The organism is Nonomuraea sp. SYSU D8015 (genome assembly GCF_008065375.1).
GTDB lineage: Bacteria > Actinomycetota > Actinomycetes > Streptosporangiales > Streptosporangiaceae > Nonomuraea.
The window spans coordinates 32,465-58,705 of record NZ_VJYI01000023.1; the positions used below are offsets into that span (position 1 = coordinate 32,465).

A 26,241-nucleotide genomic window follows, 5' to 3' on the forward strand; every position below is an offset into this window, starting at 1 on the left:
GAGATCACCCCCGACGGGGTCCGCACCGCCGACGGCGAGCACCACCTCGTCGACACCATCATCTGGGCCACCGGATTCCGCTCCCAAGACTTCGTCGCCCCCATGCGCGTCACCAGCCCGCACGGCACGGAACTCAACGCAGCCTGGAAGGACGGCGCCCATGCCTACCTGGGCATGGCCCTCTCCGGCTTCCCCAATTTCTTCCTGATGTACGGGCCCAACGCCAACGTCGGCTCCGGCTCCATCGTCCACATGCTGGAAAGCCAGATCGCCTACATCGTCCAGGCCGCACGTCTGCTGGCGCAGGGTGTCACGTCGATGGACGTCCGCAAGGACGTGCTCGACCGCTTCGACGCCGCCACCCAGCGCCGCCTGTCCACCTCGGTCTGGAACCAGGGCGGCTGCGACAGCTGGTATCTCGACGCCGGCCGCCGCAACACCAACAACTGGCCCGGCTTCATGACCGGCTACCGCCACCGCACCCGCCATCTGAACCCCTCCGACTACCACCTCCAGCACTGAACCCGGCAGCGCGCCACAGGACCGCACCAGCAGCCGCGACCCGGGCGTGGTTCCGGGGCATGTGCCGGCGATACCGGTGATGCCCGCAGCGCGGGACGATCGTCGGTCTCGCCGGCCGCGCCATCACCCGCGCGCTCGGAGACCGTGCTGGCCTCGTCCTGGATCAACCCGGTCGAGCGGTAGTTCGGCTACCTGACCGACCAGCTGATCCGCCGGCCGAAGAGATCCTCGGATCCCCTCGCTCCATATCGCCGGCGAATTCCAGGCGCATGACACTAGATCTGAGGGATGCCGCCGGTGACCGCCAGCAGCCGTCGTCCGGCGTGCTCCGGCCGGATGTTGGGGCCCTCGGCGGCCCTGGCGTCCGGCCGGCGGGTGAACGCGTTGATCGCGTGCTCGTCGACCGTGATGCCGAGACCCGGCGAGTCCCCCAGGATGAACGCGCCGTCCTCGACGCACAGGTCGAGCGACAGTCCGAGCGGCGGGTGCAGGTCCTGCAACTCGCTGACCAGGTGATTGGGCACCGACGTCGCGGCGTGCAGCAGCGCGACCGGCGTGGCGCCGATCGGGCTGACCGGCAGGTCATGGGCGTGTGCCAGGGCGGACACCCGGAGGAAATGGGACACCCCCCAGACCACGGCCGTCTGGACGATGTCGACGGCCCCCGCGGCCAGCAGTGGACGGAACTGCTCGAGCCCGGTGAGGTTCTCCCCCGTGGCGACGGAGGCGCGGATCCCGCGACCGACGACGGCGAGGCCTTCGGCGTCCCAGCGCCGGACCGGCTCTTCGATCCACGTGAGATCCAGGGCGCGTTCGAGCTCGCGGACGTGCCGGACCGCCTGCTTGCGGGTCCAGGCCTCGTTCACGTCGAGCATCAGGCCCGGTCGCGATCCGTGCCCGGCCTCGGTCAGAACGTCCCGTACCAGTGTCAGGCGGTGCCGGTCGCGGTCGATGTCGAGGCCACCCTTGATCTTGGCCGCGCGCAGACCGTGCTGGGCGTAGACCTGGTAGATCGAGACGAGTTCGTCGTCGGTCAGGCCGATGTCGAGGCCCGAGGCGTAGGCGGGCACCCGCCGGTCGCGTCCGCCCAGCAGACGCCAGAGCGGTTCTCCGGCCGCCTGTGCCTTGATGTCCCACAGAGCGGTGTCGAGTGCGCCGATCGTGCCGAACACGGCGCCGGCGTGGCCCGCCTTGAAGGTCTGCCGCAGCATGCGGTCGTAGAGCGCCGTCACGCCGCGCGGATCCTCGCCTTCGATCGCGGCGAAGACGGCCTCGATCTCCACGTGCGGCCCGAGGCCGATGCCGGTGATCCCCTCGTCGGTGTCCACCATGACGAGCGGCACCGGAACGACTCCGTCGGCGAAGACGCCGTTGGCGTCGCCGACGGGACGGCCCCATTCCTGGACCGTCGTCGTGGTTCGATACCCCGTGATCCGCATGTCAGCCCTTCGTGGAACCGGCGGTGACGCCGTCGGCGATCTGGCGCTGGAGGAACAGATAGATCATCAGCAAGGGTATCGCGGCGATCAGGACCCCCGAGGCGAAGGTGGGGATGTCGTCGGAATACTGTCCGCGCAGCGCGTTCACCCCGATCATGAGGGTGCGATGCTCGGGCGACGGCATCATGAGCAGGGAGATGAGCACGTCGTTCCAGCAGAACAACGCGTCGAGGATGCCGACCGACAGCAGCGCCGGAACGCCCAGGGGGAGCATGATCCGCCGGTACACGCCGTACACCGTGTTCCCGTCGATCCTGGCCGCGTCGACGATCTCCGCCGGAATGGTCCTGTAGTGGCTCGTCATCAGGAAGACGGTGAACGGGAGGTACTGCGCGACGTAGGCGAGGATCAGTCCCGGGTAGGTGTCGACGAGCCCGCTGTCGGCCATGATCCTGGTGAGCGGCACCATGATGACTTGGAACGGGATGAACAGCCCCGCAAGACATCCTAGGAAGATCACCGAAGAACCGCGGAACCGCAGCTGACTCAGCGCGAAGCCCGCCATCGACCCCAACAGCAGCAGCAGGAACACGGCGCATGCCACGACGACGAACGAGTTGACGAAGTACCGAGCCATTCCGGCGCCGGCCCACGCCTCGGCGAGGTTGTCCCAGCGCAGCGAGCCCGCCGGGGAGAACCGGTCGAGGATGTAGTCGCGCCGGGTCTTCATCGCGACGTTGGCGGTGAACACGAGAGGATAGATCGTCGCCAGCGCGAGGACGGCCATCGGAACGGCGGCCATCCACCTGGCCAGACGCATGCCGGGCATCAGTCCTGCCTCCCCGTGCGGCGGAGCAGAGTGATCTGCAGGAGCCCCACCACCAGCATGACGACGAAGAGAACCGTCGAGGCGGCCGAGGCGAGCGCGGGCCGGTTCATCTGCCCCTGCTGGTGCCAGATGTAGTACTCCGGCAGGTAGGTCGACCCCTCCGGGCCCCCGCTGGTCATGATGAAGAGCAGGCCGAACATGGACGTCAGCATCCCGATCATCGTGGTCACGAAGACGAACTGAATGGTGCGTGTCAGGCTCGGGATGATCACGTGCCAGATGATCTGCCGGAGGGAGGCGCCGTCCATGCGGGCGGCGTCCAGCAGCGAGGCGTCCAGGGTGCTGAATCCGGCGAGGAACACCACCAGGGCCATCCCGAACGTCGCCCATATGTGCACGCCGACAACCGTGAACATGGCGATGCCCGGATCGCCGAGCCAGTCGATCGGACCGGCGCCGATCGACCCGAGGACGGCGTTCAACGGGCCGTCGAACCCGAGCATGAGGTTGAAGATCGCGCCGACGATCACCGGTGAGAGCACGGCCGGGAAGAAATAGACGCTGCGGTAGACCCGGTGACCCGGCACGCGCAGATAGATGAAGGTCGCGAGCAGGCCCGGAATCGCCACCGCCACGGGAAGCAGCAGCACCAGCAGCCCGACGTTGCGCAGCGAGGTGCGGAACAACGGGTCGCCGGCCAGCTCCAGGTAGTTGCTCAGGCCGACGGGGCTTCCGTTGAGCTCGCCGTCACCCGTGAAGGAGAAGTTCACCCCGAGGACCAGCGGCCACAGCCTCAGCACCACGATGATCAGTACGGCCGGGGCCACCAGGACGTAGGGCGCGAGGCGCTCGGCGCGCGCCCCATGGGAGGAGGACCGGGCAGCCGTACGGGCACGGCGTCCCCGCTGCTTCACTGTCGCTCCCCCGGCCCGCCCTGAGCCGGCCGGGCGAGCCAAGGGCGGCGGACCTCCGATCGGCACGCGGTCAGCTCTCCCGGTCGGAGGCGGCCACCTGCTCCACAGCCTTGTCCACGGTGGTCGACCCGCTGAGGAGCTGCTGGGACAGTCTTCCCATCAGGTCCAGGGTCTTGGAGGACAAGGCCACGTGGAGGGCGGGCTTGCCGGTTCGGATCTCGGACGCGATCGTGGCGACGGCCGGGCCGGCCTGCGAGACGTCGATCGTCGTGTCGGACGCGATCGCGCCGGCCTTGGAGTAGAACGCCGTCAGGGCGTCGGTCGAGGTCAGGGATCGCACCAGATCGGCGGCCAGGCCCGGGTCCTTCGTCCACTTGGCGACCGCGTAACCGATGCCGCCGTCGTACGGAAGGCTCGGGGCGGCCCCGTCAGTGACGATGGGGGCCATCATGACGCCGATCTTGTCGGGCGGCAGGAACTCGCCGAAATCCTTCCAGTGCCCGATGTCCGACATCAGCCCGATGATGTGGGCCGCCTTACCGGTCTCGAAGACTCTGAAGATGTCGGTGAACATCGCGGTGGAGTTGGCACCGTCGTTGTTGAGCCCTTTGTCGCCGGCGTCCTTCCACAGCTCGAAGATCCGCTTCACGCGAGGAGAGGTCCAGTCGCGCTTCCCGGCGATCCAGTCGTCGTACTCCTGAGGCGTCAGGACGCCGGATCCGAGGCCCGACATGAAGAACTGGATTCCGAAGCCTTCCTTGTTGCCGAGCGCGAAGCAGGCGGCCCCGGTCGCCTTCTTGATGGCGGCACAACCGCTGACGAAGTCGTTCCACGTCTTGGGCGGGTTCGCCGGGTCGAGACCGGCCTTCTCGTAGAGCGTCTTGTTGTAGTAGATCGGGTGCCCCTGCAGCGTCACAGGTGCGGCGTAGATCTTGCCGTCCTTGCTGAACGCGTCCCAGCCCGCCAACCGGCTCTTGTCCTCGGCCACGTACTGGTCCAGCGGTAGGAGCGCGTCGACCCGGTCGCGGATCTGCCCGCCCCCGTTGAAGAGCATGACGTCGGGCCCCTTGCTGGACTGGATCGCCGTGCCGAGCAGGGTGTAGTACTGGTCGAACGGCTGGGCGACGAACTCGACGGTGACCCCCGGATGCCGCTTGGCGAAGTCGGCCTTCGCCTTCTCGATGTAGGCGGCGGCGACCGGTTCGCCGGACTTCCAGTCCCAGACCACGAGTTTCTGCTGCTTCTGCTGCGAGTCTCCGGGCGGGCGCTCCGTCCGTGCCGCGCTCCCACAGCCGGCCACGGCAAGTGCCGCGACCATCAGGGCTGACCACAACGCTCGCTGCTTCATCGCTGTCCGCTTTCCGGGAGGCGGCTGACCGGGCATCTCCGCGGCAAACGTAATTCGTATGACGTCTGATGGTCAAGAGAGGTCACGTATACTGGCGCGGTGGCGCTGTCCTTCGCCAGGCCACCGGAGGGGGATATGACGGCATCGCAGGAAACAGCCGACAATGTCCCGGCGCCACCGGCCTGGGTACGCCGCCCGGCCAGTCTCGCCCGAGCGGTGACAGCCGAGCTGGTGGAGCGCATTGTTCGCGGTGTGCACCCGCCTGGCACGCCGCTGCCCCCCGAGCCCGCCCTGTGCGAGGCCTTCTCCGTGAGCCGCACCGTCGTCCGGGAAGCAGTGAAAGTCCTGCAGGAGAAGGGACTGGTGCAGGTCCGCCAGGGCTCAGGCACCATGGTGACCCCACCCGCGATGTGGGACATGCTCGACGAGCTCGTCCTCGCCGCGACCATCGCCGAGGACGAGAGCCTGGCGATTCTCGACGACCTCGTCGTCACACGGCGCGTGCTGGAGTCCGACATGGCCAACGTCGCCGCCCGTCTGGCCGGGCCGGACATCGTAGATCAGCTGCGCGCACTGGTGGATCGGATGGACCAGCTCGTGGACGACCCGGTCACGTACGCCGAAAGCGACCGCGCCTTCCACGACACGATCATGCGGACGTCGGGAAACCGCATCGCTCGTGGCGTCGTACGTGCGCTGGAGAGCCAGGTCGTCAACACCGCCCGGTACCTGGGCCGGACCGAGCGGGCCCTGTGCGTGGCGTCGAACCTCGGCCACCGCCGCATCTACGAACGCATCGCCGCCCACGATCCCCACGGCGCCGCCGAGGCGATGTTCAATCACATCACCGAGGCCTGGATCGTCCGCCGCAGCGGAACGGCCGATCCCGTACGGCTGCGGCGTTAGCACCGGACGCACCCCGTGAGACCGGCCACCCCCGGCAGGGCAGGGGGCCGCCTGGCTTGATCACACGTCGGGGCGCTCGGAACGATTCGACTGACGGACGGTGAAAGTTTCATCGCGTCACGTCAGTGGTGACCACGGCCGTTTTCCCCTGGCCAGACGCAGGAGCGACGGGTCGTCTCGGGCGAGTGAACCCCGACGTCGAAAAGGCCGAGCCTTGACAGGTCTTGTCACGGTCATATTTGCTCCGCTGCACCGTCGCCTCCAGCCGCCCGGAAGAAAGGAGGCCCCGATTGCGGCGGCGCTGAGTTAGCGCTAACACTTCGGAACTCGACCGGCCGCCCTCGCCCCCGGAAAAGGTGGAGGAAGTGGCTTCCCATCTACGTGTGTCACCACGAGAACGGCAAAGGAATTTTCGTGATGTCGAGGCTTAGATTCCTCTTCACCGCCGTCGCGTCCATGGCACTGCTCGCCGTCCTGACCACGGCTCAACCGGCGCTGGGCGACAGCGCGACCCCGCCGTCGCTCGCAAAACAGAGCGCCCTCGCGCCGACCGCGGGATGCGGCAAGACTCCGACGCTGAGAAGCGGTCCGCAGACTATTACCACCAGCGGGAAAAATCGCAGCTACATTCTGAGAATTCCGGACAACTATAACAACACCACCCCCTACCGGTTAATCTTCGGGTTCCACTGGAGGGGTGGCACCGCCAACGATGTCGACTCGGGCGGAACCAGTGGGTACCCCTGGTCGTACTACGGGCTCAGGGCATTGTCGAACAACACTGCGATCTTCGTCGCGCCTCAGGGCTTCAACAACGGCTGGGCCAACTCGGGCGGTGAGGACGTCACCTTCGTCGACGACATGATCCGGCGGATCGAAGCCGACCTTTGTGTGGACACCTCCCAGCGCTTCGCCCTGGGCTTCAGCTACGGCGGCGGCATGAGCTACGCGCTCGCGTGCGCCCGGGCGACGGTCTTCCGCGCGGTGGCGGTCTACGCCGGCGCGCAACTCAGCGGGTGCAGCGGCGGGACCGAGCCTGTCGCGTACATCGGACTGCACGGCCTCAGGGACTCGGTGCTCAACATCTCCATGGGCCGGTCGCTGCGTGACAGGTTCGTCAGGAACAACGGCTGCACTGCCCAGAACCCGCCGGAGCCGGCGCAGGGCAGCCTGACGCACATCGTCACCTACTACTCGGGGTGCCGGGCCGGGTATCCCGTCGCATGGGCGGCGTTCGACGCGGGCCACACTCCCGCTCCCGTGGACGGCAGGCCTGGCGACTTCGAACCGGGCGAGAATTCCTGGACCAGACCGGTGGTGTGGGACTTCTTCGCGCAGTTCGGAGGCGGCAACCCACCTCCGCCGGGGAACGCGCTCAAGGGTGTGGGGTCGGGACGCTGTCTTGACGTCGCCGGGGTGTCGCAGGCGAACGGCGCGCAGGTGCAGATCTGGGACTGCAACGGGCAGGCCAACCAGCAGTGGACCTCCACCAGTTCCGGTGAGCTTCGGGTCTACGGCGGCAAGTGCCTGGACGTCAACGGCGCGGGTACCGCGGACGGCACCAGCGTGATCATCTGGGACTGCAACGGCCAGAGCAACCAGCAATGGCGCCTCAACGCCGACGGCACCGTCACCGCGGTGGGGGCGAACAAGTGCCTGGATGTGTCCGGATCCGGCACCGCCAACGGCACCAGGGTGCAGATCTGGACCTGCCACGGCGGCACCAACCAGAAATGGACCCGCGTCTGACACTGACAGCCTGTGACAGCTGACGACACGCCATCGCCGGGGGCGGCTCAACGCCCTCGGCGATGAGGGGGGTGAACAGCTGCACCACCGCTGGAGAAACGGTCCTCGGAGTAGGGGCGCGCAAGACGCACAACCACTGCTCACGTGAACTGGTGGCAGTTCACCGGCAGCGGTGGTTCGTGATGCCCTCATCCTGCCGATCCTCCTTATACCGCCGGAACAGGCGCGTGGCCGTACCCGGCGGAGGCCGTCCGTCCGCAACCCCCATAGGCTTGGAGAACCGAAATGGCTGATTTGTCGCGACGACAAGTGCTGAAATTCGGCGCGGTTGGAGCTGGAGGAGCGTTGTTACCGGGGCAATGGACGGCGGCTGCCCGGGCCGCGTCGGTGGCGCCTCCAGAGGTGCGCGCCGCGAACGATCTGGCGCTGTGGTACGACGAAAGCGCCGGTACGGACTGGCTGCGTGCGCTTCCGATCGGAAACGGTCGCCTGGGCGCCATGGTGTTCGGCAACGTCGACGCCGAGCGGTTGCAGCTCAACGAGGACACCATCTGGGCCGGTGGCCCGTACGACCAGAGCAACACGAGGGGCGCGGCGGCGCTGCCGCAGATCCGGCAGCTGGTCTTCCAGAACCAGTGGAGCCAGGCCCAGAGCCTGATCGACCAGAACATGCTGGGCAACCCTTCCGGTCAGCTGGCGTACCAGCCCGTGGGCAACCTGCGACTGACCTTCGGCAGCGCCACCGGCGTCTCGGAGTACAACCGCTGGCTGGACCTGACCACGGCCACCACGACGGTGACGTACCTGCAGAACGGCGTGCGGTATCGGCGCGAGGTGCTCGCGAGCGCGCCGGATCAGGTGATCGCCCTCCGCCTGACCGCCGACCGGCCCGGCTCGATCACGTTCTCCGCGACGTTCGACAGCCCGCAGCGGACGACGCGGTCCAGCCCGGACGGCACGACGGTGGCGCTGGACGGCATTTCCGGCGACCAGAGGGGCCTGGCCGGCAAAGTCAGATTCCTGGCACTGGCCCGGGCCGTCGCCGAAGGCGGCAGTGTCAGCAGCGCCGGCGGCACGCTGCAGGTGAGGGCCGCGAACAGCGTGACGGTGCTGATCTCCATCGGCTCCAGCTACGTGAACTACAAGGACGTCAGCGGCGACTACCAGGGCATCGCCCGGCGTCACCTCGACGCCGCCGTCACGAGGACCTACGACGACCTGCGTGGCCGGCACGTCGCCGACTACCAGCGGCTGTTCGGGCGGACGACGCTCGACCTCGGCCGCACCGCGGCGGCCGACCAGCCGACCGACGTACGGATCGCGCAACACGCCAACAGCAGCGATCCGCAGTTCTCGGCGTTGCTGTTCCAGTACGGCCGTTACCTGCTGATCTCCTCCTCGCGTCCGGGCACCCAGCCCGCCAACCTGCAGGGCATCTGGAACGACTCGCTGACCCCGGCCTGGGACTCGAAGTACACCCTCAACGCCAACCTGCCCATGAACTACTGGCCGGCCGACACGACGAACCTGTCGGAGTGCTACGAGCCGGTCTTCAGGATGATCGACGACCTCACGGTCAGCGGCGCCCGGACGGCCCGGGTGCAGTACAACGCCGGCGGCTGGGTGACCCACCACAACACCGACGGGTGGCGGGGCAGCTCGGTCGTCGACGGCGCGACCTGGGGCATGTGGCAGACCGGCGGCGCATGGCTGGCCACCATGATCTGGGACCACTACCTCTTCACCGGCGACCTCGAGTTCCTCCGGCGGTACTACCCGGCGATGAAGGGGGCCGCGCAGTTCTTCCTCGAGACCCTCGTCGAGGAACCGAGCCTCAGATATCTGGTCACGAACCCGTCGAACTCGCCGGAGCTGACCCACCACGCGGGCGTCAGCGTGTGCGCCGGGCCCACGATGGACAACCAGATCCTGCGGGACCTGTTCAACGGCTGCGCCAAGGCCGGCGAACTCCTCGGCGCGGACGCAAGCTTCCGGGCGCAGGTCCTGGCAGCCCGTGACCGGCTCCCGCCGATGAAGACCGGGTCACGCGGCAACATCCAGGAGTGGCTGTACGACTGGGTCGAGACCGAGCCGAACCACCGGCACATCTCCCACCTCTACGGCCTGCACCCCAGCAACCAGATCACCAAGCGCGGCACCCCCGCGCTGTACACCGCCGCGCGGCGGACCCTCGAACTGCGCGGTGACGACGGTACGGGCTGGTCGCTGGCCTGGAAGATCAACTACTGGGCGCGGATGGAGGAGGGCACGCGGGCGCACGACCTGATCCGCGCCCTCGTGACGACGGCCCGGCTCGCGCCGAACATGTTCGACCTGCACCCGCCCTTCCAGATCGACGGCAACTTCGGGGCGACGTCCGGCATCGCCGAGATGCTGCTGCAGAGTCACAACGGCGAGCTGCACGTGCTGCCGGCGCTGCCGGCCGCCTGGCCGAGCGGGAAGGTGCAGGGTCTTCGGGGGCGCGGGGGCTACACCGTGGACGCGACGTGGAGCTCTGGCGGGTCCACCGAGATCCTCATCCGGTTCGACCGTGACGGGACGGTCAACGTACGCAGCCGGATCTTCGCCGGAACCTACCAGGTGATCGACACCACGACCGGCGATGCCGTCAGCGTCGCCAGACCCGAGAGCGACGTCATCAGGCTGACCGGCCAAGCCGGTCGTACGTACCGCATGACCGGGTCCGGCCCCGCGCCGGCGAGCTACGTGCGGATCGCCAATGTCACCACCGGCCTGGTGCTGGACAGCGGCGGCAATGTCGCCTCCGGGTCGAACCTCAAGCAGTGGAACTGGGACGGCAGCACCAACCTGCAGTGGCAGCTCGTGGACCTGGGGGGTGGGTGGTATCGCATCGTCAACCGCACCAACGGCATGGTCGCCGACAGCTGGGGCAACACCGCCAACGGCGCCAGCGCCAGGCAGGCGGCGTGGAGCGGCGGCGACAACCAGCAGTGGCGCCTCAACAACCTGGGCAACGGCCGCTACCAGATCATCAATCGCGGCACCGGCACTGCCCTGGACGGTATGGGCAACAGCACCGTCGGCTCCACCGTGGCCATGTGGACGCCGAACAACAGCACCAACAACCAATGGACCATTACGGGCGTGTGAAACCCGACGACCCTCGCAGACCTCAACCCGACGACCCTCGCAGACCTCAACCCGACGCACGCTTCGCCGCAACCGGCCACCGGTTGCGGCGAAGCCATGAGCCGGCCGACGTTGGTGCGGTGTTGCAGGCCGAGCGGCGCCACCCCTGCCCGGGACGGTACCCAGCTCGTGCGCGAGTGGGTCAGTCCGCCCTACATGTAGGTGATCGCTGTCGTGGTATCGTCGCCGTGGAAGCCTGTAAGCGCTTGCCCCGGACGAGATGTGCGCCGTACCCGGCCTGCTAAGACGACGCACTCGAAGGAGACGTCATGGATGCAGGCATACCCCTGATCGATTTCACTGGAGTGACTCCACAGCCTTGTGCGCTGGATGTCCGGTGGATTCACGGCTCACCGTCGGCCAAGCACAACACCGATCCGGACATCCAGGTCCACGCCTACGACGAGCACACGTTCATCTTGCGGCAGAACATGGCGATCAACTACGAGGCGCCGTTCTTGTTCCTGCTGTTCGGAAACGCACGGGCGGTGTTGATCGACACCGGCGCCACGGCATCCGCCGAGTTCTTCCCCCTGCGCCGGGTGGTCGACGAACTCGTCGCCGGCTGGCTCGCCCGCCACCCCCGGGATGACTACCACCTGCTGGTGCTGCACACCCACCCGCATGGCGACCACATCGCGGGCGACGATCAGTTCACCGACCGCCCCGATACCACGGTGGTCGGCGCGGACCTGGCCACCGCCTGGGAGTACTTCGGCTTCAGCAAGGATCCCGACGCCGTGACGCAGGTCGACCTGGGAGGCCGTGTGTTGGAGTGCCTGGCCACCCCCGGCCACCACGAGGCAGCGGTGACGTTCTACGACCGGTGGACCGGGTTCCTGCTCACCGGCGACACGGTCTACCCGGGCCGTCTCTACATCCAGGACTGGCCGGCCTTCGCCCAGACCATCGACCGCCTGATCGACTTCTCCGACCGCCGACCGGTCACCCACGTGCTCGGCTGCCACATCGAGATGACCCGGCAGCCAGGCGTGGACTACCCCGTCCGCACCACCTACCAGCCCGACGAGCCCCCACTGCAGATGACCACCGGGCACCTGCACGAGATCCGCGCGGCGATCAAGGAGATCGGCGACCGGCCCAGCCGGCGTGCCTACCCCCTCTTCATCCTCTGGCCAAACGCATGAGCCGCACGAACGCATCGGACTTACTGCCCGATGCCACGTCGTCCCCGGCCGCGATGCCTATGGCCGGCCGGTGACGCTGCCGCACCGGACCTCCGTCGGGACAGCGCCAGGCGCTGGCCCGCCGCACCAATCTCATCGCCATCATCCCATCGACGCATCCATCAGCGGGCTCCGGTCGATCAACGACCGGCCTCGGCCTCGGTCGCGCGTTCCTGAACGAAGGACAGCGGCATCATGGATTTCCGAGAAACCTCTTCTGCGGTCTCGCCCGTCGCCAACATCCGCCTCACGACGGCCTCCATGGACTCCGCCACTTCAATGACATGCCCGTCCGGATCGAAGAATCGCAGCGCCCGTTGCCCCCATGGGGTCTCCTTCAATTCCGTGAACGACCTGATTCCCGGAATCCTTGACAACTCCCCGACGAAACCCTCCAGATCATCCTCTTCGAAGTACAGTTCGAAGCGATGCCCGACTTCCTCGCCCAGTGCGGGATCATCACCCGTCAGTGCCCGCCACTGCTCTTGGGCCATCAGAGAGAAGCCACCCCCGAGAACAACATAGGCGCCCAGATCCTGCTGAATGGCCTCGTGTAGTACGTCCACGTAGAAGCGCTTGCTCCGGTCTATATCCGCCACAACGATCATTGGACTGTGGAACTTCATCTCTGTTCGCCCTTTCATAACCGCGGGGGACTTCCACCGGCCGGGGAAGCCCGGTGCCAGGCTCTCAGAACCTCTTCAAGGACTCGTTGTAAAAATCGGACAGGTTCTTCCGGTACCTCGCAGGAGAGAGCCCGGCGTAGCTCACGAAGTCATGGACGAAGTGAGCGGTGTCGTAGTACCCGAGTGCCAGCGCGATCCACTCGACGGTGCGATCGGAACCCTTGAGTAGCTCGGCGGCCCTGTTGAGACGCCTGAGACGCAGGTACCCCTTGCCTGAGACCCCCGTCAGCGCATGGAGATATCTGTTGACATGCCGGGAGGAGTAGCGCACATCTCGAGCCAGGTCCTCCACGGTTCCCGCGATGGGCACGTTCTGCAGGGCAGCGAGCAAGCCCCGGCCCCGGACCAAGCGATCCCCGTGCCGCTCCAATCGATCCAGAAGACAATTGTCCAAGGCCGAAACCAGCGCTTCACGGGAACCCTCGAAATCCTCTATCACGCCGGCCAAGCGCAGCTCCAAATCCCCATCCAGGACACCCAGGTCGATCTTCTGATTGAGCAACTCCCGACTATTGGGGTAGATCAGGCGCGACAACCCGCCCGGCTGGAACTCGACAAAGCACCGCGCCTGGACGACAAAGGTGGGGTCCTCTACCGTCGTCAATTCGTCGAAGGGCCCCCACAGCCGAGCCTTCACACCTCCGACGTGACGACTCATGACGACGGAGCCGCCCAGGTCCGGAGTGAACAGCGGGGCAATCCGCGCAGAAAAGACATGCTGGAGGGAGTAGTACGCAACGTACGGGGACAATGCCTCGTGCGGCGGGTAGTAGCTGAATGCTCTGTCGCTCTTGGCCAATCTCGTTGGCAACCGACACCCACCCCTCCGCCGTGCAATGACGCTCTTCCCCGGACGTGTCCGAGGGCCAGGGCCCCGACGTAGATACTGCTGGCCGCGCGTTCGGAGTCCACACACTGGTCGAGGCCGTGTCGACGGGCGGCAACCTGCTGCTCAATGTCGACCCGACGGCATAATAGGCGCGCTCCGGCAACGAGTCCGAGTCCGACGGCGCCATGAATCCGGACAGCGCGGATTCCACGATCACCTCCTGTAGGGCTTCTGCCACAAACGCGCTCTTGTGATGCTCGTCACACTGTGCTCTAATGATGATACACAGATTCATGATTTGTTTCTCAGTATCATCCATTTCTCGCATGCCCTGAGCGGGACCCCACCTCGAAGGAGTGCAGAGCATGGCAGAGTTGAGCAGGCGCGAGGTACTGATCTCGGGCACCGCCTTGGGAGCGCTCGGGGCGTTAGGGGTGGTCTCCCCGGCCCAGGCGGACTCCCTGTCCGGCGACTGGACTTGGCCGGCCAGTGGTTCGATCGCGGGTTCCGGCAGCGGCGCCGACCCCCGATGGGTGTGGGACGACGTGGCCGATCCGCTCCTCGCCTCACTGTTCGACCGCGGCGTCATACCCGAGGTCAACCGGCTGCTGAACGACTGGAACCGCAACGACCAGCCCCTGCCCGCGGGACTGCCGGAGGATCTGCGGGCCTTCATCGAGCAGGCGCGTCAGCTTCCGTCGTGGGCCGACTCCACCATGCTGGATGCCGGGGCGCGGTTTCACGCGCTCAAGGGGAACTACATCGTCGTCCTCACCATCGTCGGCGCCGGGATGCTGGCCACCGCCATCCCCAAGGAGGCACGCGCTGTCTATTACTCCGCGGGCGGTGCGGATCTGAAAGACCGGATCGCCAAGACGAACATCCTGGCGTACGCGGTCAGGCCACGGAACGCCTGGGGTGCCGGCGGCACGGCCGTGGTCGAGGCTGTGAAGACCCGGCTGGTGCACGCGGCGGTGCGGCACCTGCTGAAGTCGTCTCCCCACTGGTCCGGCCCTATCCCGATCAGCCAGGAGGACATGCTCGTCACGTGGCACACCCTGGCGACCTACTCCATGCGCGGGATGCGGGAGTGGAAGGTGCGTATCTCCTCCACCGAGGCCGCGGGGTACCTGCACTCGGTGCAGATGCTGGGGCACATGCTCGGCATCAGGGACGAGTTCCTCCCCGCCACCTGGGACTCCTCCTACGCCCAGTCGGACCTGGTCCTGCCCAGGAACATGGGGCCGACCCCGGAGGGAGTGGAACTCAACGCCATCCTGCGGGACATGCTCGCGGAGCTGACCAGCCCCGGCGGTATCGACAAGCCTCTCGTCAACGCGTTCGCCAGGTACCTCACCGGCAACCAGGTGGCCGACTGGAACGGCATCCGACGCGAGCCGCTGTGGGACCCGGTGGTCAAGACCGCTTGGCCGCTACTGGTGCAGTTCCGGGAGGGTCTGATCGGGCTGCCGCTGGTGCCCGCCGCCGCCTGGCTCCTCGACGAGATGGTCAAGAAGTGGACCACGTACTACCTCACCAGGGGGGCACAAACCAAGATCGTGATTCCGACGGGCAACCGGCCCAGCTGATCACGGTCCAGGGGTGCCGCTCGCATCGACGGGCTCGTCACTGGAAGCCGGCCACGTTCTCCTTCGTCACCATCTCGGTGCCGGTGTCGATGATCGCCGGGACACGCTGGCCCCGGGCCGCGGCGACCGCGGTCTCGATGCCGATCGAGCCCATCTTGGCGGGGAACTGGGCGACGGACGCCGCGATCTCACCTGCGGCGATGGCCTTCAGCTCGCCCGGTGAGGCGTCGAAGCCCACCAGCACGAGCTCGCCCGGCTTCTTGCCGGCCGACTTGACGGCCTGGAGGGCGCCGAGGATCGGCGGCCCGCAGGCCCCATAGATGGCGGCGATGCCGGGATGAGCGGCCAGGATGTCCTGGGCGGCGTTGAGCCCCTTCGTCTGGTCGCAGTCGGTGGCGGGTTTGGAGACCACGGTGACGCCGTCACCGAGCGTGGACAGCATGCCGGTGACGCGGTCGTCGAGCGAGGGGTTGCCAAGCCGCCCCTGCAGCACGGCGATCGTCGAGCCGGGCTTGACGCGCTCGGCGAGCCAGGCGCCCGCCAGCTTGCCGCCCGCGAGATTGTCGGTCGCCACCACCGACGACTTGCCTGCCCAGCCGGGGATGTCGTTGTCCACCAGGACGACCTTGACTCCGGCGTCCACGGCCTTCTGCAGAACGTTCTGGAGGTTCGGGCTGGTCGGCGTGATCGCGATGGCCTTGACCCCCTTGGCGAGCATCGACTCGATCTGGGCCGTCTCGCCTTCGTCGTCCGTGCCGCTCTTGCCCTGGCCGAAGAGGACCTCGACGTCTGGATGATCGCGGTTCCAGGTCTTCACCGCGTCGACCATGGTGTCGTAGAAGTCGACCGGGAACTTCGTGATGAATCCAACTTTGATCGGTTCAGCGGCGCCGGGAGACGCCCCAGTCGTGGACGTACCGGAGCCGGTGGAGCAGGCGCCGAGACAGAGCGCCAGTGCGAGGGCCAGCGAGACTGACCGGAAGTGTGGTGCCATCGTTCTCATCACTTTCGGGAGGGGCGGTGGCGCGGAACGCCGGAGGCAGGTCACGAGTCGCCTCCGACGATGAGCGAGACGAGCGCCTGCCGATTGTCCGGCGTAGGGCTCATCTCGCCGACCTTGCGACCGCGCCGCAGCACCGCGGCTCGGTCGGCGATCTCGATCACGTGGTCCATGGCATGGGAGATGACGATGACGGCGTGGCCCTCCTCGCGTAGGCGCAGGATGAGGTCGAGCACTCGCCGCGACTCGCGCAGCCCGAGCGCCGCCGTCGGCTCGTCGAGGATCACGACCTTCGACGCGAACGCCGCGGCCCTGGCCACGGCGATGGCCTGCCGCTGGCCTCCGGACATCAGACCGACCGTGGCGTGGGGGTCGGCGATCCCGACCTGGAGGCGTGTCAGCAACTCGCCCGTCGCCCGGGACATGTCCCGGCGGCGCAGCAGCCGCAGGCCGCGAGGAAGCCAGCGCGGCCCGGCGATCTCCCGCCCGGCGTAGAAGTTCGCGGCGGGATCCAGATTGTCGAACAACGCGAGGTCCTGGTAAACGGTCTCGATCCCGAGGGCCCGGGCGGCGGCGGGCGAGCCCGTCGTCACCGCGATCCCGCCCATCTCGATGGATCCTGCGTCCAGCCGGTGCACGCCGCTGATGCACTCGATCAGCGTGGACTTGCCCGCCCCGTTGTCGCCGAGGAGCGCTAGCACCTCGCCGGGGAACACCTCCAGGTCCACGCCGTCGAGGGCGAGAACGGCGCCGAAGCGCTTGGTGGCGCCGCGAACGGCCAGGACGGGCGTCATGCCCGCGCCGCCCGCGCGATGCGGAAGCGGCTTTCCAGCCGCCCTCGGACGACGTCGGACTCGACGGCCATGACGATGACGACGCCGATGACGATCGGCTGCAGAAAAGCGTCGACGTCGAGCAGGTTCATGCCGTTCCGGATGATTCCGATCATGAGTGCTCCCACGAGAGCGTTGCCTACGCCGCCCCGGCCGCCGAGGAAGCTCGCGCCCCCTATGACCACGGCGGCGATCGAGTCGAGCTCGGCCAGGTCGCCGAAGGTCGGGGAGCCGGCGTTGAGCCGGCCGGAGGTGACGATCGCGGCGATCCCGGCGGCCAGGCCGCTCAGGACGTACACCGAGATCACCACCCGGTCGACGGGGATCGCCGCCCGGCGGGCTCCCTCCGGGTTCCCGCCGACGGCGTAGATCCAGCGCCCCCACACCATCCGCGTGGTGAGCAGGACGACGGCCAGCGCCACTGCGGCGACCAGGAACGCCGAATACGGCAGCCAGCCTGCCGAGCCGCCGCCCATCGCCTGGACGATCTCGGGCATGCCCTGCTGCGGTTGCCCGCCCGACAGCCACAAGGCGAGGCCCCGCGCCGCGCTCAGGGTGGCGAGCGTGATGATGAAGGGGTGGGGCAGCCGCCCCAGGACGTAGCCCATGCCGTTGATCGCGCCGACCGCCATGCCGGTGGCCAGCATGGCGAGGACGACGACCGGCCCGGACGGTGCGGCGGAGTAGACCAGGGCCCCGGTCACGGAGGCGAGCGCCAGCGTCGATCCCACGGACAGGTCGATCCCCCGGGTGAGGATCACCAGGAGCTGCCCGATGGCGAGCACCGCGATCACCGCGCTCTGCGCCAGCACGTTGCCCAGGTTGAGCATGGTGAGGAACGCGGGTGACAACATGCTCATGATCACGACGAGGAGCAGCAGGATCAGCACCGGGCCGAGCCGGATGGCCAGCAGCGCGAGCCGCAGCGGATCGCTGCCCAGGCGGCGCAGGGCTCCGGACTCGGCGATCACGTCACCGCTCCGGACGGGTCGTCGTGAGTGGCCGGCGACATCGTCCGCACCCGGCCGGAGGCGGTGTCCGGGGACGCGTCCAGGCTGCCGGCGGACAGGGATTCGCTGGGGGCGGTGTCCACCCGCTTCCCCGACTCGTACGAGCGGATCACGGCGTGCGCGAGCGCGAGCGCGCGGCGACCGGCGCGGGCGTGGACCGGTGGCGGATCGCCGGCGCGCAGGGCGGCGAGCACCTCGTCGACGTGCCGGTCGAAGGTGGCGTGGAAGCCCCGGTCGTCGTCGTTGAAGTAGCCCGCCTGCCACACCCGGCTCGTCTCGTCGCCGGCAGGTGTGTAGGTGTAGCGGCGGACGGTGTCCTCGACGAGGATCCGGCCGCCGGTGCCGTTGATCTCCAGCAGGTGGGTTCCCGGGTAGGCGTACGAGGAGTCGTACGTGCCGAGGAGCGTCCCCACCGCCCCGCTCGCGAACCGCACGGCGATCGCCATCGTCGTGTACGGCGGCCCGCCGGTCATCTGCGCCGTCACGGACGCGATCGGGCCGCACAGATGCTCGACCATGTCGAAGCCGTGGCACTGGGTCTCGATGAGATTGGCGTGGGGGTGCCGGCTGGTGCCGGCCTCTCCGCCGAATCGCCAGGTCGCGAAGGCCAGCCGGCCCAGCTCGCCGCGCTCGATGGCCGCCGCCGCCAGCCGCACGGGACGGGCGTAGCGGTGGTTGAAGTTGATGGCGAAGAAGAGCCGGCGGGCCTCGGCCTCGGCGATCAGGACGTCCGCCTCCTCGAGCGAGAAGACGAGCGGCTTCTCGACCAGCAGCGGGATCCCCGCCTCGACCAGCTGCCGGGTGATGGCGAAATGGTCTTCGTTCGGCAGGCACACGGAGATCAGGTCCGGCCGCTCCCGGGTGATCATCTCCTCCACGTCGAGATAGGGGCGCACGCCGAACCGTCGGGCGCGCTCGACGGTTCGCTTCTCGGTCCTGCCCACGACGGCGCACAACTCGGCGTCCTCGCGGCAGGAGAACACGCGGGCGTGGTGGAAGCCCCACCAGTCGCCGGTGCCGACCACCGCGACCCTGGTCCGATCGTCGTTCACTGTCGTCTCCTCCTTGCCAGGGCGGCCTGGACGAGTACGACCAGGACGAGGAAGGTGCCGCTGACCACCTGCTGGTAGGCGGAGCTGAGCGTGCCCACCTGGTTGATCAGGTTCTGGATCACCTTGAGCAGCAGCACGCCCGCGAGGGTCCCTCCGAGCGATCCGGCGCCGCCGGTGAGCAGCGTGCCGCCGATCACGACGGCCGCGATGGCCTCCAGTTCCCTGCCTTCGCCGAGGGTGGGGAGCCCCGAGGCGGTCTGCGCGGCGATGAGGACTCCCGCGAGGCCGGCCAGCAGGGAGCTCAGCACGTAGACGCGGACCCGGATGCGAGCCACCGGGAGCCCCATGAGCTCGGCGGCGTGCCCGTCCCCGTTCCCGGCGGCGAAGACCCGCAGACCGAACCGGGTGCGGTTGAGCACCACACCGGCCGCGGCGAAGACCGCGAGGGCGATCAGCACCGGGACGCCGACGCCGAGAACACTGGCCTGTCCGATCCGGGTGAGGGCCAGATCGGCCGGGATGATGTAGACCTGGTTACCCTCCTGGGAAACCGCGAAGGCCAGCCCTCGGGCGAACAGCAGGGTCGCCAGGGTGACGACGAACGGCGCCAGCCGGGCCCATCCGATCAGCAGCCCGTTCACCAGACCGATCAGCCCGCAGACCGCCAGGGGCAGCAGGACCGCGCCCGCCGTCCCCCAGCGGGAGCCGTACGCCGCCAGGACACCGGACAGCGCGAGGACGGACCCGACGGACAGGTCGATCCCGCCCGAGAGGATCACGAACGTCATGCCTGTCGCGACCAGCAGCAGGTAGGAGGCGTCCAGCGCGATGGCGCGGAGATTCCCGGGCCCGGTGAAGCTCGAACCGAAGGTCAGCGACCCGAGGAGGACGACGAGGACGAGCACCAGGGCGGCCCCGTGCCGCCGGGCGAGTGCCGCCAACCGCGTCCGCCCGGTGCCGGCGGCCGGAGAGAAGAGGGCGGCACGTTCCGCCTGTCCGGTCGTCACGTCCCGCTCCTGTTCCGCTGCGCGTAGACGGCGGCCACGATGATCGCCGCCTGGATCATCCGGGCGGTCGAGTCGTGCAGGTCGTGCTGGATGACCGTGGCGATGATGAGCTGCATCAGCAGCGCCCCCATCAGCGTGCCGAGGATCCGGACGCGGCCTCCGGCAAGGGGCGTGCCTCCCACGACCACAGCGGTGATGGCGCTCAGCTCGATCAGCAGCCCGGTGAACGAGGGGTCGCTCGCGCTCTGCCGCCCGGTCGTGAGCACTCCGGCCATCGCGGCGAGCACCCCGCTGATCACGTAGACGGTGACCAGCGTCCGCCGTACGGGCAGGCCGGCCAGGAGCGCCGCGGGCCGGTTGCCTCCCACGGCCAGCAGCCTGCGGCCGAACGCGGCGCGGCGCAGGACGAACCCGGCGGCGGCGGCGACCGTCAGGGCCATGAGCACGGGCAGCGGGACCCCCAGCAACTGCCCGCCGCCGATGGCGGCCAGTGTGGGGTCGAAGATCTCGACGAGCCGGCCGTCCGCGAGCACGAGCGCCATCCCCCGACCGGCGACGAGCAGCCCGAGGGTGGCGACGATCGGCTGGATGCCGTAGGCGACCAGCCCGCCGTTCACGAGTCCCACCGCCGCACCGGCGAGCACTGCGACGGCGATGGCGGGCCAGGGCCCGTAGCCGAGGTAGAGCGGCAGCAACGCCGCCGCGATGGCCATCGTGGAGCCGACCGACAGGTCGATGCCTTCGGTGCCGATCACCAGTGCCATGCCGAGGGCGACGATGGCCACCGGGGCTACCTGGACGAGCTGGAGCCGTAGGTTCGCGACTGTGGCGAAGTTCGGTGTGAACACCAGGTTGAACGCCAGCAGGACGCCGAGGGCGAGGTAGACCCCGTAATCGGGCAGCCAGGTCACCCGCCCCGCCGTACCCATGCGGCCTGCCACGGTCGGCTCAGTCATCGAACCGCCCACCGGCAGATCCGTCCGAGACGTCCGCGGCGATCAGCTCCATGATCCGCTGCTCGCCGATCTCCGCACCGCGCAGGACGCCGGCCGCCGTCCCGTCCCGCAGAACCACGACGGTGTCGGCGCCCTCCACGATCTCCTCCAGCTCCGCCACCAGCAGCACGCCGAGGCCTTCTCGAGCGAGCTCGTCGATGAGCGCCTGAATCTCCGCCTTGGCGCCGATGTCGATGCCCCGTGTCGGCTCGTCGAGGATCAGCACCGCGGGACGGAGACAGAGCATGCGGGCGAGCAGCACCTTCTGCTGGTTGCCTCCGGACAGCTCGCCCACCTTCTGGTCGGGCGACGACACCTTGATCCCGAGGCGGCGGATGAATGTGCCGACGATGCGGTCTCGTGCCCGGCGGGACACCAGCCCGCCACGGGTGAGGCGGGGCAGCGCCGCGAGCGTGATGTTGTCGCGGACCGACAGCCCTGGCACGACTCCCTCGGCCTTGCGGTCCTCCGGAACCATGCAGACACCCGAGCGGATCGCGATGGCGGGGTTCCAGCGCCGGCGGGCGCGCCCGGCCACCTCCACCGACCCGGCGTCGAGGGGGTCGGCGCCGAACACCGCCCTCGCCGTCTCCGACCGGCCGGAGCCGAGCAGGCCCGCGAGTCCCACCACCTCGCCTGGGCGTACCTCGACGGAGACGCCGTTCAGGGCGTGCGCGCGCACGAGGGAATCGGCCCGCAGAACCGGCGCGGCGCGGCCCACCTCGTGGGCCTCGCCGAAGCTCGTCACGCCGTGGCGGCGCACCTCGGCGACCGGCCGGCCGAGCATCGCGGCGACCAGGCCGATGCGCGAGGTCTCCCGGACGGGACCGGTGTGGACCAGACGGCCGTCGCGCAGGACACTCACCCGCTGGCACACGCGGAAGACCTCATCCAGCTTGTGAGTGACGTAGAGGATCGCGATGCCCTGCTCGCGCAGCACCTCGATGACATCCGCGAGCCGGTCCACCTCGCGCGGGGCGAGTGAGGAGGTCGGCTCATCCATGATCACCAATCGGGCGCGGGCACTGACCGCGCGGGCGATCGCCACCATCTGCCGGATGCCGAGACCGAGCTCGCCGAGCGGCCGGCGGACGTCCACGGCCACGCCGTACCGGGCGAGGACCTCGGTGGCTTCCCTCCGCAGCCGCGACCGGTCGAGCAGCCCCAAGCGGGTGATCGGCTCCCTGCCGAGGAAGAGGTTGTCGGCCACACTCAGCAGCGGGGCGAGCTCGACCTCCTGGTAGATGGTGCTGATCCCGGCGTCCTGAGCGTCGGCGGGCCCGGAGAAGGACACCGGCCGGCCGAGGTGGCGGATCGTGCCGCCATCCGGCCGGTGCACCCCGGTGAGCACCTTGATGAGGGTGGACTTCCCCGCCCCGTTCTCCCCCACCAGCGCGTGGGCCTCGCCGGCCTCGAGCCGCAACGAGACGTGATCGAGGGCGAGGGTCCCGCCGAACCGCTTGGAGACGGCATGCGCCTCGCACACCGGTTCATTCATGTGCCCGCTCCCGGACGTCGTGGGGGCGGTCCGTGCCGCCCCCGACCTCAGTAGGCGTTCGCCAGTTCGGCCTTGGCGTTCTCAGGGGTGTACTCCTTGTCGGAGATGATCGTCTTCGCCGGTACGCCCTTGCCGGCGTAGAAGTCCTCGAGCGCCTGGAAGGCCAGTGGCCCGAACCGTGGGTTCGACTCGATGACCGCGGCGATCCAGCCGTCGACGATGCCCTGGACCGCGCCGCGGGTGCCGTCGATCGTAACGATCTTCACGTCTCCCGGCTTCTTGCCCGCCGCCTTGAGCGCGGCGACGGCGCCGAGGGCCATCTCGTCGTTCTCCGCGTAGATGGCGCTGATGCCGGGGTTGGCGGAGATGAGCTGCTCGGTGACCGCGCGGCCCTTCTCACGGGTGAAGTCGCCGGTCTGCTCGGCCACGACCTTCAGCGCCGAGCCCTTGGCGGCGAGCTGATCCTTGAACCCCTTGGTCCGGTCGACGGTGACGTTCACCCCTGAGGCTCCGAGCAGGATCGCGACCTCTCCCTTGTCTCCCGTCGCGGTGATCATCGCATCGGCGGCTCTGGCGCCCTGCTTGACGAAGTCGGAGCCGATCCAGCCGATGTAGTCGACGCAGGCCTTCTTGGTGGTGAGCAGCCGGTCGATCGTCATGATCGGGACTTTCGCGTCCTGTGCCGCCTTGAGCGCGGGGTCGAGCCCTTCGGAGTTGAGCGGGGAGATGATCAGGACCTTGGCGCCCTGGGCGATCATGCCCTGGATGTCGGCGATCTCCTTGTTGAGGTCCGACTGCGCGTTCGTCGTGATCAGCTTGATGCCCCGCCGAGCGGCCTCGTCCTTGATCGACTGCGTCTCGGTGATCCGGAACGGGTTCGCCTCCTTCTCCGACTGCGCGAACCCCACGGTGACGTTCTTCAGGTCGAGCTGGGGCACACCGCCGTTGTACCGCTCCGGGGTGCACAGCGACGCGTCTCCAGAGGTCGCCTCCACCTGCTGCTGGGCGGACGCGCCGGCGTCCGCGGGGCCGTCGCCGACGGACTTGGTGCACGCGCTCAGCGTCAGCGCCAGCAGGCCCACGACGGCTGTGGCCATTGTTCTGCAGGGCATCAAGTGACCCCTCCTTCCGAGGGAACGAACCCGTCCACTGCCAGGATTTGCCTATTTTTGACAGGAACTTGGAGGGATCATAGTCACGGCGAGCGCAGATGTGTCAATATGCGGCGGCGGATGTCATGTCGTGTCGAGGTAGCCTCACGTGCATGACCTGGCCATATGTGGCAACACCGGGAGAGTGGATATGTTCGGCTTGCTATACGCCAGCGAGATCTGTCATTTCAGGTCAAAACTCATCGGTTCATGTCCGCGATGTGGACGTCGACCTGTGCCTGGACGAGCCGGTCGACCATGACGGGATCGGCCTTGGAGTCCGTGACCAGGACCCTCATGCGCTCGGTGGCCACGGTCTGGCACATCGTGTCATGACCGATCTTGGAGTGGTCGGCGAGGACGACGACCTCGCGGGCGGCCGCGGCGAAGGCCTGGTCGGTGGCGGCGGCGAAGACGTTGGGCGTGGTCAGCCCCCTCTCGGGGGTGACGCCGTCGCCTGACAGGAAGGTCTGCGCGCCACGCAGGCCCTCCAGGTGCTGCTCGGTGATCGGCCCCACGAAGGCGTGGATGGATCGGCGCAGCGTGCCGCCCACCGCGACGACCTCGATGTGGGGCGCACCCATGAGCGCCTCGACCACCAGGGTGGAGTTGGTGACGACCGTGAGGGACGGCAGCTTGGCGAGCCGGCGGGCCAGCGCCGCGGTGGTCCGCCCGGGACCGAGCAGGACGGCGGTGCCGGGCTCCACGAGCGTCGCGGCGTGGTCGGCGATGGCCTCTCGTTCGGCCGCCGCCGTGTCCGGGAGAGCCGGGCGCGAGGCCGCGGACAGGACGGGCCGCGTCACGCCGCCCCGGGTGGCGTGCAGCAGGCCCTCGCCTACCAGCGACCGCAGGTCACGCCGGACAGTGGACTCCGACGTGCCGAGCGCGCCGGCCAGCTCCTGGAATGAGGCGTATCCGTGCTCGTGCACGTGCTCCAGGATGCGGCGTCGCCGCTCTGCGATCAGCATGGGACCGGGCTCACCCATCTATGGTAGGGCTCCTCTGGGAGGCTACTTTACTCCAGAAGTTGTCAACAGCGGTCAATTGCCGAAATCGGGCGTACGCCGCATCGTACGGCTCACGCTCGCCGGCCGGCGTGTACATCCGGGGCGGGAACGACCGGCGGACCACCTCGCGCAGCTCTCCGAGGGAGCCGATGCCCTCGTGGGACATGATCTGGACGAGGAGATTGCCGATGCCGGTTGCCTCGACCGGCCCCGCGAGCACGGGCCGCCCGCCCATGTCCGCGGTGAGCCGGCAGAGCGTGTCGCTGGTGGCGCCGCCACCGACGAGGTGGACCGCCTCGACCGGGCGGCCCGTCAGCTCCTCGGCCTGATCCAGGACCAGGCGATAGGAGCACGCCAGGCTCTCCAGGATGCAACGCACCGTCGCGGCCCGGCCCTCGGGTACCGGCTGGCCCGTCGCGCGGCAGAACGCCGCGACCCGGGCCGGCATGTCCTGCGGCTTGAGGAAACCCAGATGAGCAGGGTCGATCAGCGGGCCGAAGGCGGGCGTGGCCGCGGCCTCGGCGACCAGGTCCGCATACGAAGCGCGGGTCCCCCAGGCCCGGCGGCACTCCTGGAGCAGCCACAGGCCGTTGAGGTTGCGCAGGAACCGCACGGTGCCGAGCACGCCGCCCTCGTTGGTGAACCCGGCGAGCCGGGACTCGGGCGTGGTGATGGGCGCCGCCGTCTCCACGCCGACGAGCGACCATGTGCCGCAGGAGACGTACGCGACCGCGCCGGAACAGCCGCTCGGATCGGAGACGGCGGGGAGCGCCGCCACCGCCGACGCGGTGTCATGACCGGCCACCGCGACCACGACGGCCTCGCCGGGGCGGCCGGCTTCGTCCCGCAGCGGCCCGGCGACCGTGCCCGGTTCGACGACCTCGCCGCCGAACAGACGCGACGGCAACCCGAGCCGGGCGATGAGGTCGCCGGCCCAGCGGCCGGTCCGGGCGTCCAGGAGCTGGCTGGTGCTCGCGATCGTCCGCTCGGTGAGCGTCTCGCCGCTCAGCCAGAGGGTGAACAGGTCCGGTAACATCACCAGCCGATCGGCGGCGTCCAGCAGCGGCGACCCCGCGTGCGCGAGCAGTTGGCACGACGTGTTGATGGGCAGCGGCTGCACCCCCGTCACCTCATACTGCTCCTGAGAGGAGACAAGGGCGGTCAGGCCCGCGGTGTAGGGGTCGCGATGGTGCCGGGGGTTGGCCAGTAGCCGCTGGTCGCGGTCGAGCAGCCCGAAGTCGTTGCCCCACGCGTCCACGCCCACGCTGACGACCCGGCGCTCGGCGGCGACGCGCCCGATCCCGGCACGCGCCTCCGCCAGCAGGCGCAAAACGTCCCAGTGGAGGCCGCCGAGAACGCGCACCGGCACGTTGGGAAAGCGGTGGGCTTCGCTCACCACGAGACGCTCGCCGTCGAACTCACCCGCGAGCACCCGTCCGCTCTCCGCCCCGAGATCCACGGCAACGTAGGTGGGCACAGGCCGAGCCTATCCCGCACACGGCGCCCGGAAGGTGCCGCA

Annotated in this window: 22 protein-coding genes and 1 riboswitch; of the genes, 6 read left to right on the top strand and 16 right to left on the bottom strand. The window is 68.6% G+C overall.

Going from position 1 to position 26,241, the window contains the following annotated elements:
- Nucleotides 1-102 precede the first annotated feature (102 nt).
- Entirely contained in the window at nt 103-522 is a 420-nt protein-coding gene (locus ID574_RS47240) for an NAD(P)/FAD-dependent oxidoreductase (protein ID WP_188195622.1), read from the top strand.
- Nucleotides 523-797: 275 nt separating this feature from the next.
- Here ID574_RS47240 and ID574_RS47245 read toward each other — a convergent pair whose 3' ends face one another.
- From ID574_RS47245 to ID574_RS47260, 4 genes are all read right to left on the bottom strand, one after another.
- Nucleotides 798-1,961 carry a mandelate racemase/muconate lactonizing enzyme family protein gene (locus ID574_RS47245; protein WP_188195623.1) on the bottom strand — a complete coding sequence of 388 codons (1,164 nt, stop codon included), beginning with the start codon at nt 1,959-1,961 and terminating at the stop codon, nt 798-800.
- Nucleotide 1,962: 1 nt separating this feature from the next.
- Nucleotides 1,963-2,790: a carbohydrate ABC transporter permease gene (locus ID574_RS47250; RefSeq protein WP_188195624.1), complete on the bottom strand. Its 828-nt coding sequence runs from the start codon at nt 2,788-2,790 to the stop codon at nt 1,963-1,965.
- Nucleotides 2,790-3,704 (bottom strand): carbohydrate ABC transporter permease, encoded by a 915-nt coding sequence (locus ID574_RS47255; protein WP_223167803.1) that lies wholly within the window; start codon nt 3,702-3,704, stop codon nt 2,790-2,792. Before ID574_RS47255 ends, ID574_RS47250 begins: the two co-directional genes overlap by 1 nt.
- A gap of 70 nt (nt 3,705-3,774) precedes the next feature.
- Complete coding sequence (locus ID574_RS47260) at nt 3,775-5,052, bottom strand: ABC transporter substrate-binding protein (RefSeq protein WP_188195626.1); 1,278 nt, start codon at nt 5,050-5,052, stop codon at nt 3,775-3,777.
- Nucleotides 5,053-5,187: 135 nt separating this feature from the next.
- Here ID574_RS47260 and ID574_RS47265 point away from each other — a divergent pair, with 135 nt between their 5' ends.
- The 4 genes from ID574_RS47265 (at nt 5,188) to ID574_RS47280 (ending at nt 12,026) form a co-directional block, all read left to right on the top strand.
- The gene (locus tag ID574_RS47265) at nt 5,188-5,958 is read left to right on the top strand and encodes a FadR/GntR family transcriptional regulator (protein ID WP_188195627.1); all 771 of its coding nucleotides are present in this window, start codon (nt 5,188-5,190) and stop codon (nt 5,956-5,958) included.
- Nucleotides 5,959-6,414: 456 nt separating this feature from the next.
- Entirely contained in the window at nt 6,415-7,707 is a 1,293-nt protein-coding gene (locus ID574_RS47270; protein WP_223167804.1) for a ricin-type beta-trefoil lectin domain protein, read from the top strand.
- Nucleotides 7,708-8,052: 345 nt separating this feature from the next.
- Nucleotides 8,053-10,839 carry a glycosyl hydrolase family 95 catalytic domain-containing protein gene (locus ID574_RS47275; protein ID WP_336245620.1) on the top strand — a complete coding sequence of 929 codons (2,787 nt, stop codon included), beginning with the start codon at nt 8,053-8,055 and terminating at the stop codon, nt 10,837-10,839.
- Between the two features lie 234 nt (nt 10,840-11,073).
- Nucleotides 11,074-11,134, top strand: a riboswitch (guanidine-III (ykkC-III) riboswitch).
- Nucleotides 11,135-11,147: 13 nt separating this feature from the next.
- A complete protein-coding gene (locus tag ID574_RS47280) occupies nt 11,148-12,026 on the top strand; it encodes an MBL fold metallo-hydrolase (protein WP_188195630.1) in 879 nt (292 codons plus the stop codon).
- 179 nt (nt 12,027-12,205) lie between these two features.
- On the opposite strand, the gene ID574_RS47285 is transcribed toward ID574_RS47280, so the two are convergent.
- Together ID574_RS47285 and ID574_RS47290 are read right to left on the bottom strand one after the other, a co-directional pair.
- Entirely contained in the window at nt 12,206-12,691 is a 486-nt protein-coding gene (locus tag ID574_RS47285) for a VOC family protein (protein ID WP_188195631.1), read from the bottom strand.
- 64 nt (nt 12,692-12,755) lie between these two features.
- Nucleotides 12,756-13,550, bottom strand: a complete 795-nt coding sequence (locus ID574_RS47290; protein ID WP_188195632.1) for a helix-turn-helix domain-containing protein — start codon at nt 13,548-13,550, stop codon at nt 12,756-12,758.
- A gap of 395 nt (nt 13,551-13,945) precedes the next feature.
- Between ID574_RS47290 and ID574_RS47295 the strand changes: the two genes are divergently transcribed.
- Nucleotides 13,946-15,169 carry an oxygenase MpaB family protein gene (locus ID574_RS47295; RefSeq protein ID WP_188195633.1) on the top strand — a complete coding sequence of 408 codons (1,224 nt, stop codon included), beginning with the start codon at nt 13,946-13,948 and terminating at the stop codon, nt 15,167-15,169.
- A gap of 37 nt (nt 15,170-15,206) precedes the next feature.
- Here the strand turns inward: ID574_RS47295 and ID574_RS47300 are convergent, their stop codons facing one another.
- The 10 genes from ID574_RS47300 to ID574_RS47345 form a co-directional block, all read right to left on the bottom strand.
- Nucleotides 15,207-16,163, bottom strand: a complete 957-nt coding sequence (locus tag ID574_RS47300; RefSeq protein ID WP_188195634.1) for a sugar ABC transporter substrate-binding protein — start codon at nt 16,161-16,163, stop codon at nt 15,207-15,209.
- Nucleotides 16,164-16,213: 50 nt separating this feature from the next.
- Nucleotides 16,214-16,963 (bottom strand): ATP-binding cassette domain-containing protein, encoded by a 750-nt coding sequence (locus ID574_RS47305; RefSeq protein ID WP_188195635.1) that lies wholly within the window; start codon nt 16,961-16,963, stop codon nt 16,214-16,216.
- Nucleotides 16,960-17,973, bottom strand: coding sequence for an ABC transporter permease (locus ID574_RS47310; RefSeq protein WP_223167805.1), 1,014 nt, complete (start codon nt 17,971-17,973; stop codon nt 16,960-16,962). Before ID574_RS47310 ends, ID574_RS47305 begins: the two co-directional genes overlap by 4 nt.
- Entirely contained in the window at nt 17,970-19,064 is a 1,095-nt protein-coding gene (locus tag ID574_RS47315) for a Gfo/Idh/MocA family protein (RefSeq protein ID WP_188195636.1), read from the bottom strand. Before ID574_RS47315 ends, ID574_RS47310 begins: the two co-directional genes overlap by 4 nt.
- Nucleotides 19,061-20,071, bottom strand: coding sequence for an ABC transporter permease (locus ID574_RS47320; protein ID WP_188195637.1), 1,011 nt, complete (start codon nt 20,069-20,071; stop codon nt 19,061-19,063). The genes ID574_RS47315 and ID574_RS47320 overlap by 4 nt, the downstream gene beginning before the upstream one ends.
- Nucleotides 20,068-21,027, bottom strand: coding sequence for an ABC transporter permease (locus tag ID574_RS47325; RefSeq protein ID WP_188195638.1), 960 nt, complete (start codon nt 21,025-21,027; stop codon nt 20,068-20,070). The genes ID574_RS47320 and ID574_RS47325 overlap by 4 nt, the downstream gene beginning before the upstream one ends.
- A complete protein-coding gene (locus ID574_RS47330) occupies nt 21,020-22,564 on the bottom strand; it encodes a sugar ABC transporter ATP-binding protein (protein WP_188195639.1) in 1,545 nt (514 codons plus the stop codon). The genes ID574_RS47325 and ID574_RS47330 overlap by 8 nt, the downstream gene beginning before the upstream one ends.
- A 47-nt stretch (nt 22,565-22,611) precedes the next feature.
- Complete coding sequence (locus ID574_RS47335; protein WP_188195640.1) at nt 22,612-23,676, bottom strand: ABC transporter substrate-binding protein; 1,065 nt, start codon at nt 23,674-23,676, stop codon at nt 22,612-22,614.
- 239 nt (nt 23,677-23,915) lie between these two features.
- The gene (locus ID574_RS47340) at nt 23,916-24,701 is read right to left on the bottom strand and encodes a DeoR/GlpR family DNA-binding transcription regulator (protein ID WP_188195641.1); all 786 of its coding nucleotides are present in this window, start codon (nt 24,699-24,701) and stop codon (nt 23,916-23,918) included.
- Nucleotides 24,694-26,199 carry a rhamnulokinase gene (locus ID574_RS47345; RefSeq protein WP_188195642.1) on the bottom strand — a complete coding sequence of 502 codons (1,506 nt, stop codon included), beginning with the start codon at nt 26,197-26,199 and terminating at the stop codon, nt 24,694-24,696. Before ID574_RS47345 ends, ID574_RS47340 begins: the two co-directional genes overlap by 8 nt.
- Nucleotides 26,200-26,241 lie beyond the last annotated feature (42 nt).

What these genes read in the sequence shown, in the direction of transcription:
- ID574_RS47240 (WP_188195622.1), top strand. Translation starts at nt 103, where the DNA reads ATGCGCGTCACCAGCCCGCACGGCACGGAACTCAACGCAGCCTGGAAG.
- ID574_RS47245 (WP_188195623.1), bottom strand. Translation starts at nt 1,961, where the DNA reads ATGCGGATCACGGGGTATCGAACCACGACGACGGTCCAGGAATGGGGC.
- ID574_RS47250 (WP_188195624.1), bottom strand. Translation starts at nt 2,790, where the DNA reads ATGCCCGGCATGCGTCTGGCCAGGTGGATGGCCGCCGTTCCGATGGCC.
- ID574_RS47260 (WP_188195626.1), bottom strand. Translation starts at nt 5,052, where the DNA reads ATGAAGCAGCGAGCGTTGTGGTCAGCCCTGATGGTCGCGGCACTTGCC.
- ID574_RS47265 (WP_188195627.1), top strand. Translation starts at nt 5,188, where the DNA reads ATGACGGCATCGCAGGAAACAGCCGACAATGTCCCGGCGCCACCGGCC.
- ID574_RS47270 (WP_223167804.1), top strand. Translation starts at nt 6,415, where the DNA reads ATGGCACTGCTCGCCGTCCTGACCACGGCTCAACCGGCGCTGGGCGAC.
- ID574_RS47280 (WP_188195630.1), top strand. Translation starts at nt 11,148, where the DNA reads ATGGATGCAGGCATACCCCTGATCGATTTCACTGGAGTGACTCCACAG.
- ID574_RS47285 (WP_188195631.1), bottom strand. Translation starts at nt 12,691, where the DNA reads ATGAAGTTCCACAGTCCAATGATCGTTGTGGCGGATATAGACCGGAGC.
- ID574_RS47295 (WP_188195633.1), top strand. Translation starts at nt 13,946, where the DNA reads ATGGCAGAGTTGAGCAGGCGCGAGGTACTGATCTCGGGCACCGCCTTG.
- ID574_RS47300 (WP_188195634.1), bottom strand. Translation starts at nt 16,163, where the DNA reads ATGGCACCACACTTCCGGTCAGTCTCGCTGGCCCTCGCACTGGCGCTC.
- ID574_RS47305 (WP_188195635.1), bottom strand. Translation starts at nt 16,963, where the DNA reads ATGACGCCCGTCCTGGCCGTTCGCGGCGCCACCAAGCGCTTCGGCGCC.
- ID574_RS47325 (WP_188195638.1), bottom strand. Translation starts at nt 21,027, where the DNA reads ATGACTGAGCCGACCGTGGCAGGCCGCATGGGTACGGCGGGGCGGGTG.
- ID574_RS47330 (WP_188195639.1), bottom strand. Translation starts at nt 22,564, where the DNA reads ATGAATGAACCGGTGTGCGAGGCGCATGCCGTCTCCAAGCGGTTCGGC.
- ID574_RS47335 (WP_188195640.1), bottom strand. Translation starts at nt 23,676, where the DNA reads ATGCCCTGCAGAACAATGGCCACAGCCGTCGTGGGCCTGCTGGCGCTG.
- ID574_RS47340 (WP_188195641.1), bottom strand. Translation starts at nt 24,701, where the DNA reads ATGGGTGAGCCCGGTCCCATGCTGATCGCAGAGCGGCGACGCCGCATC.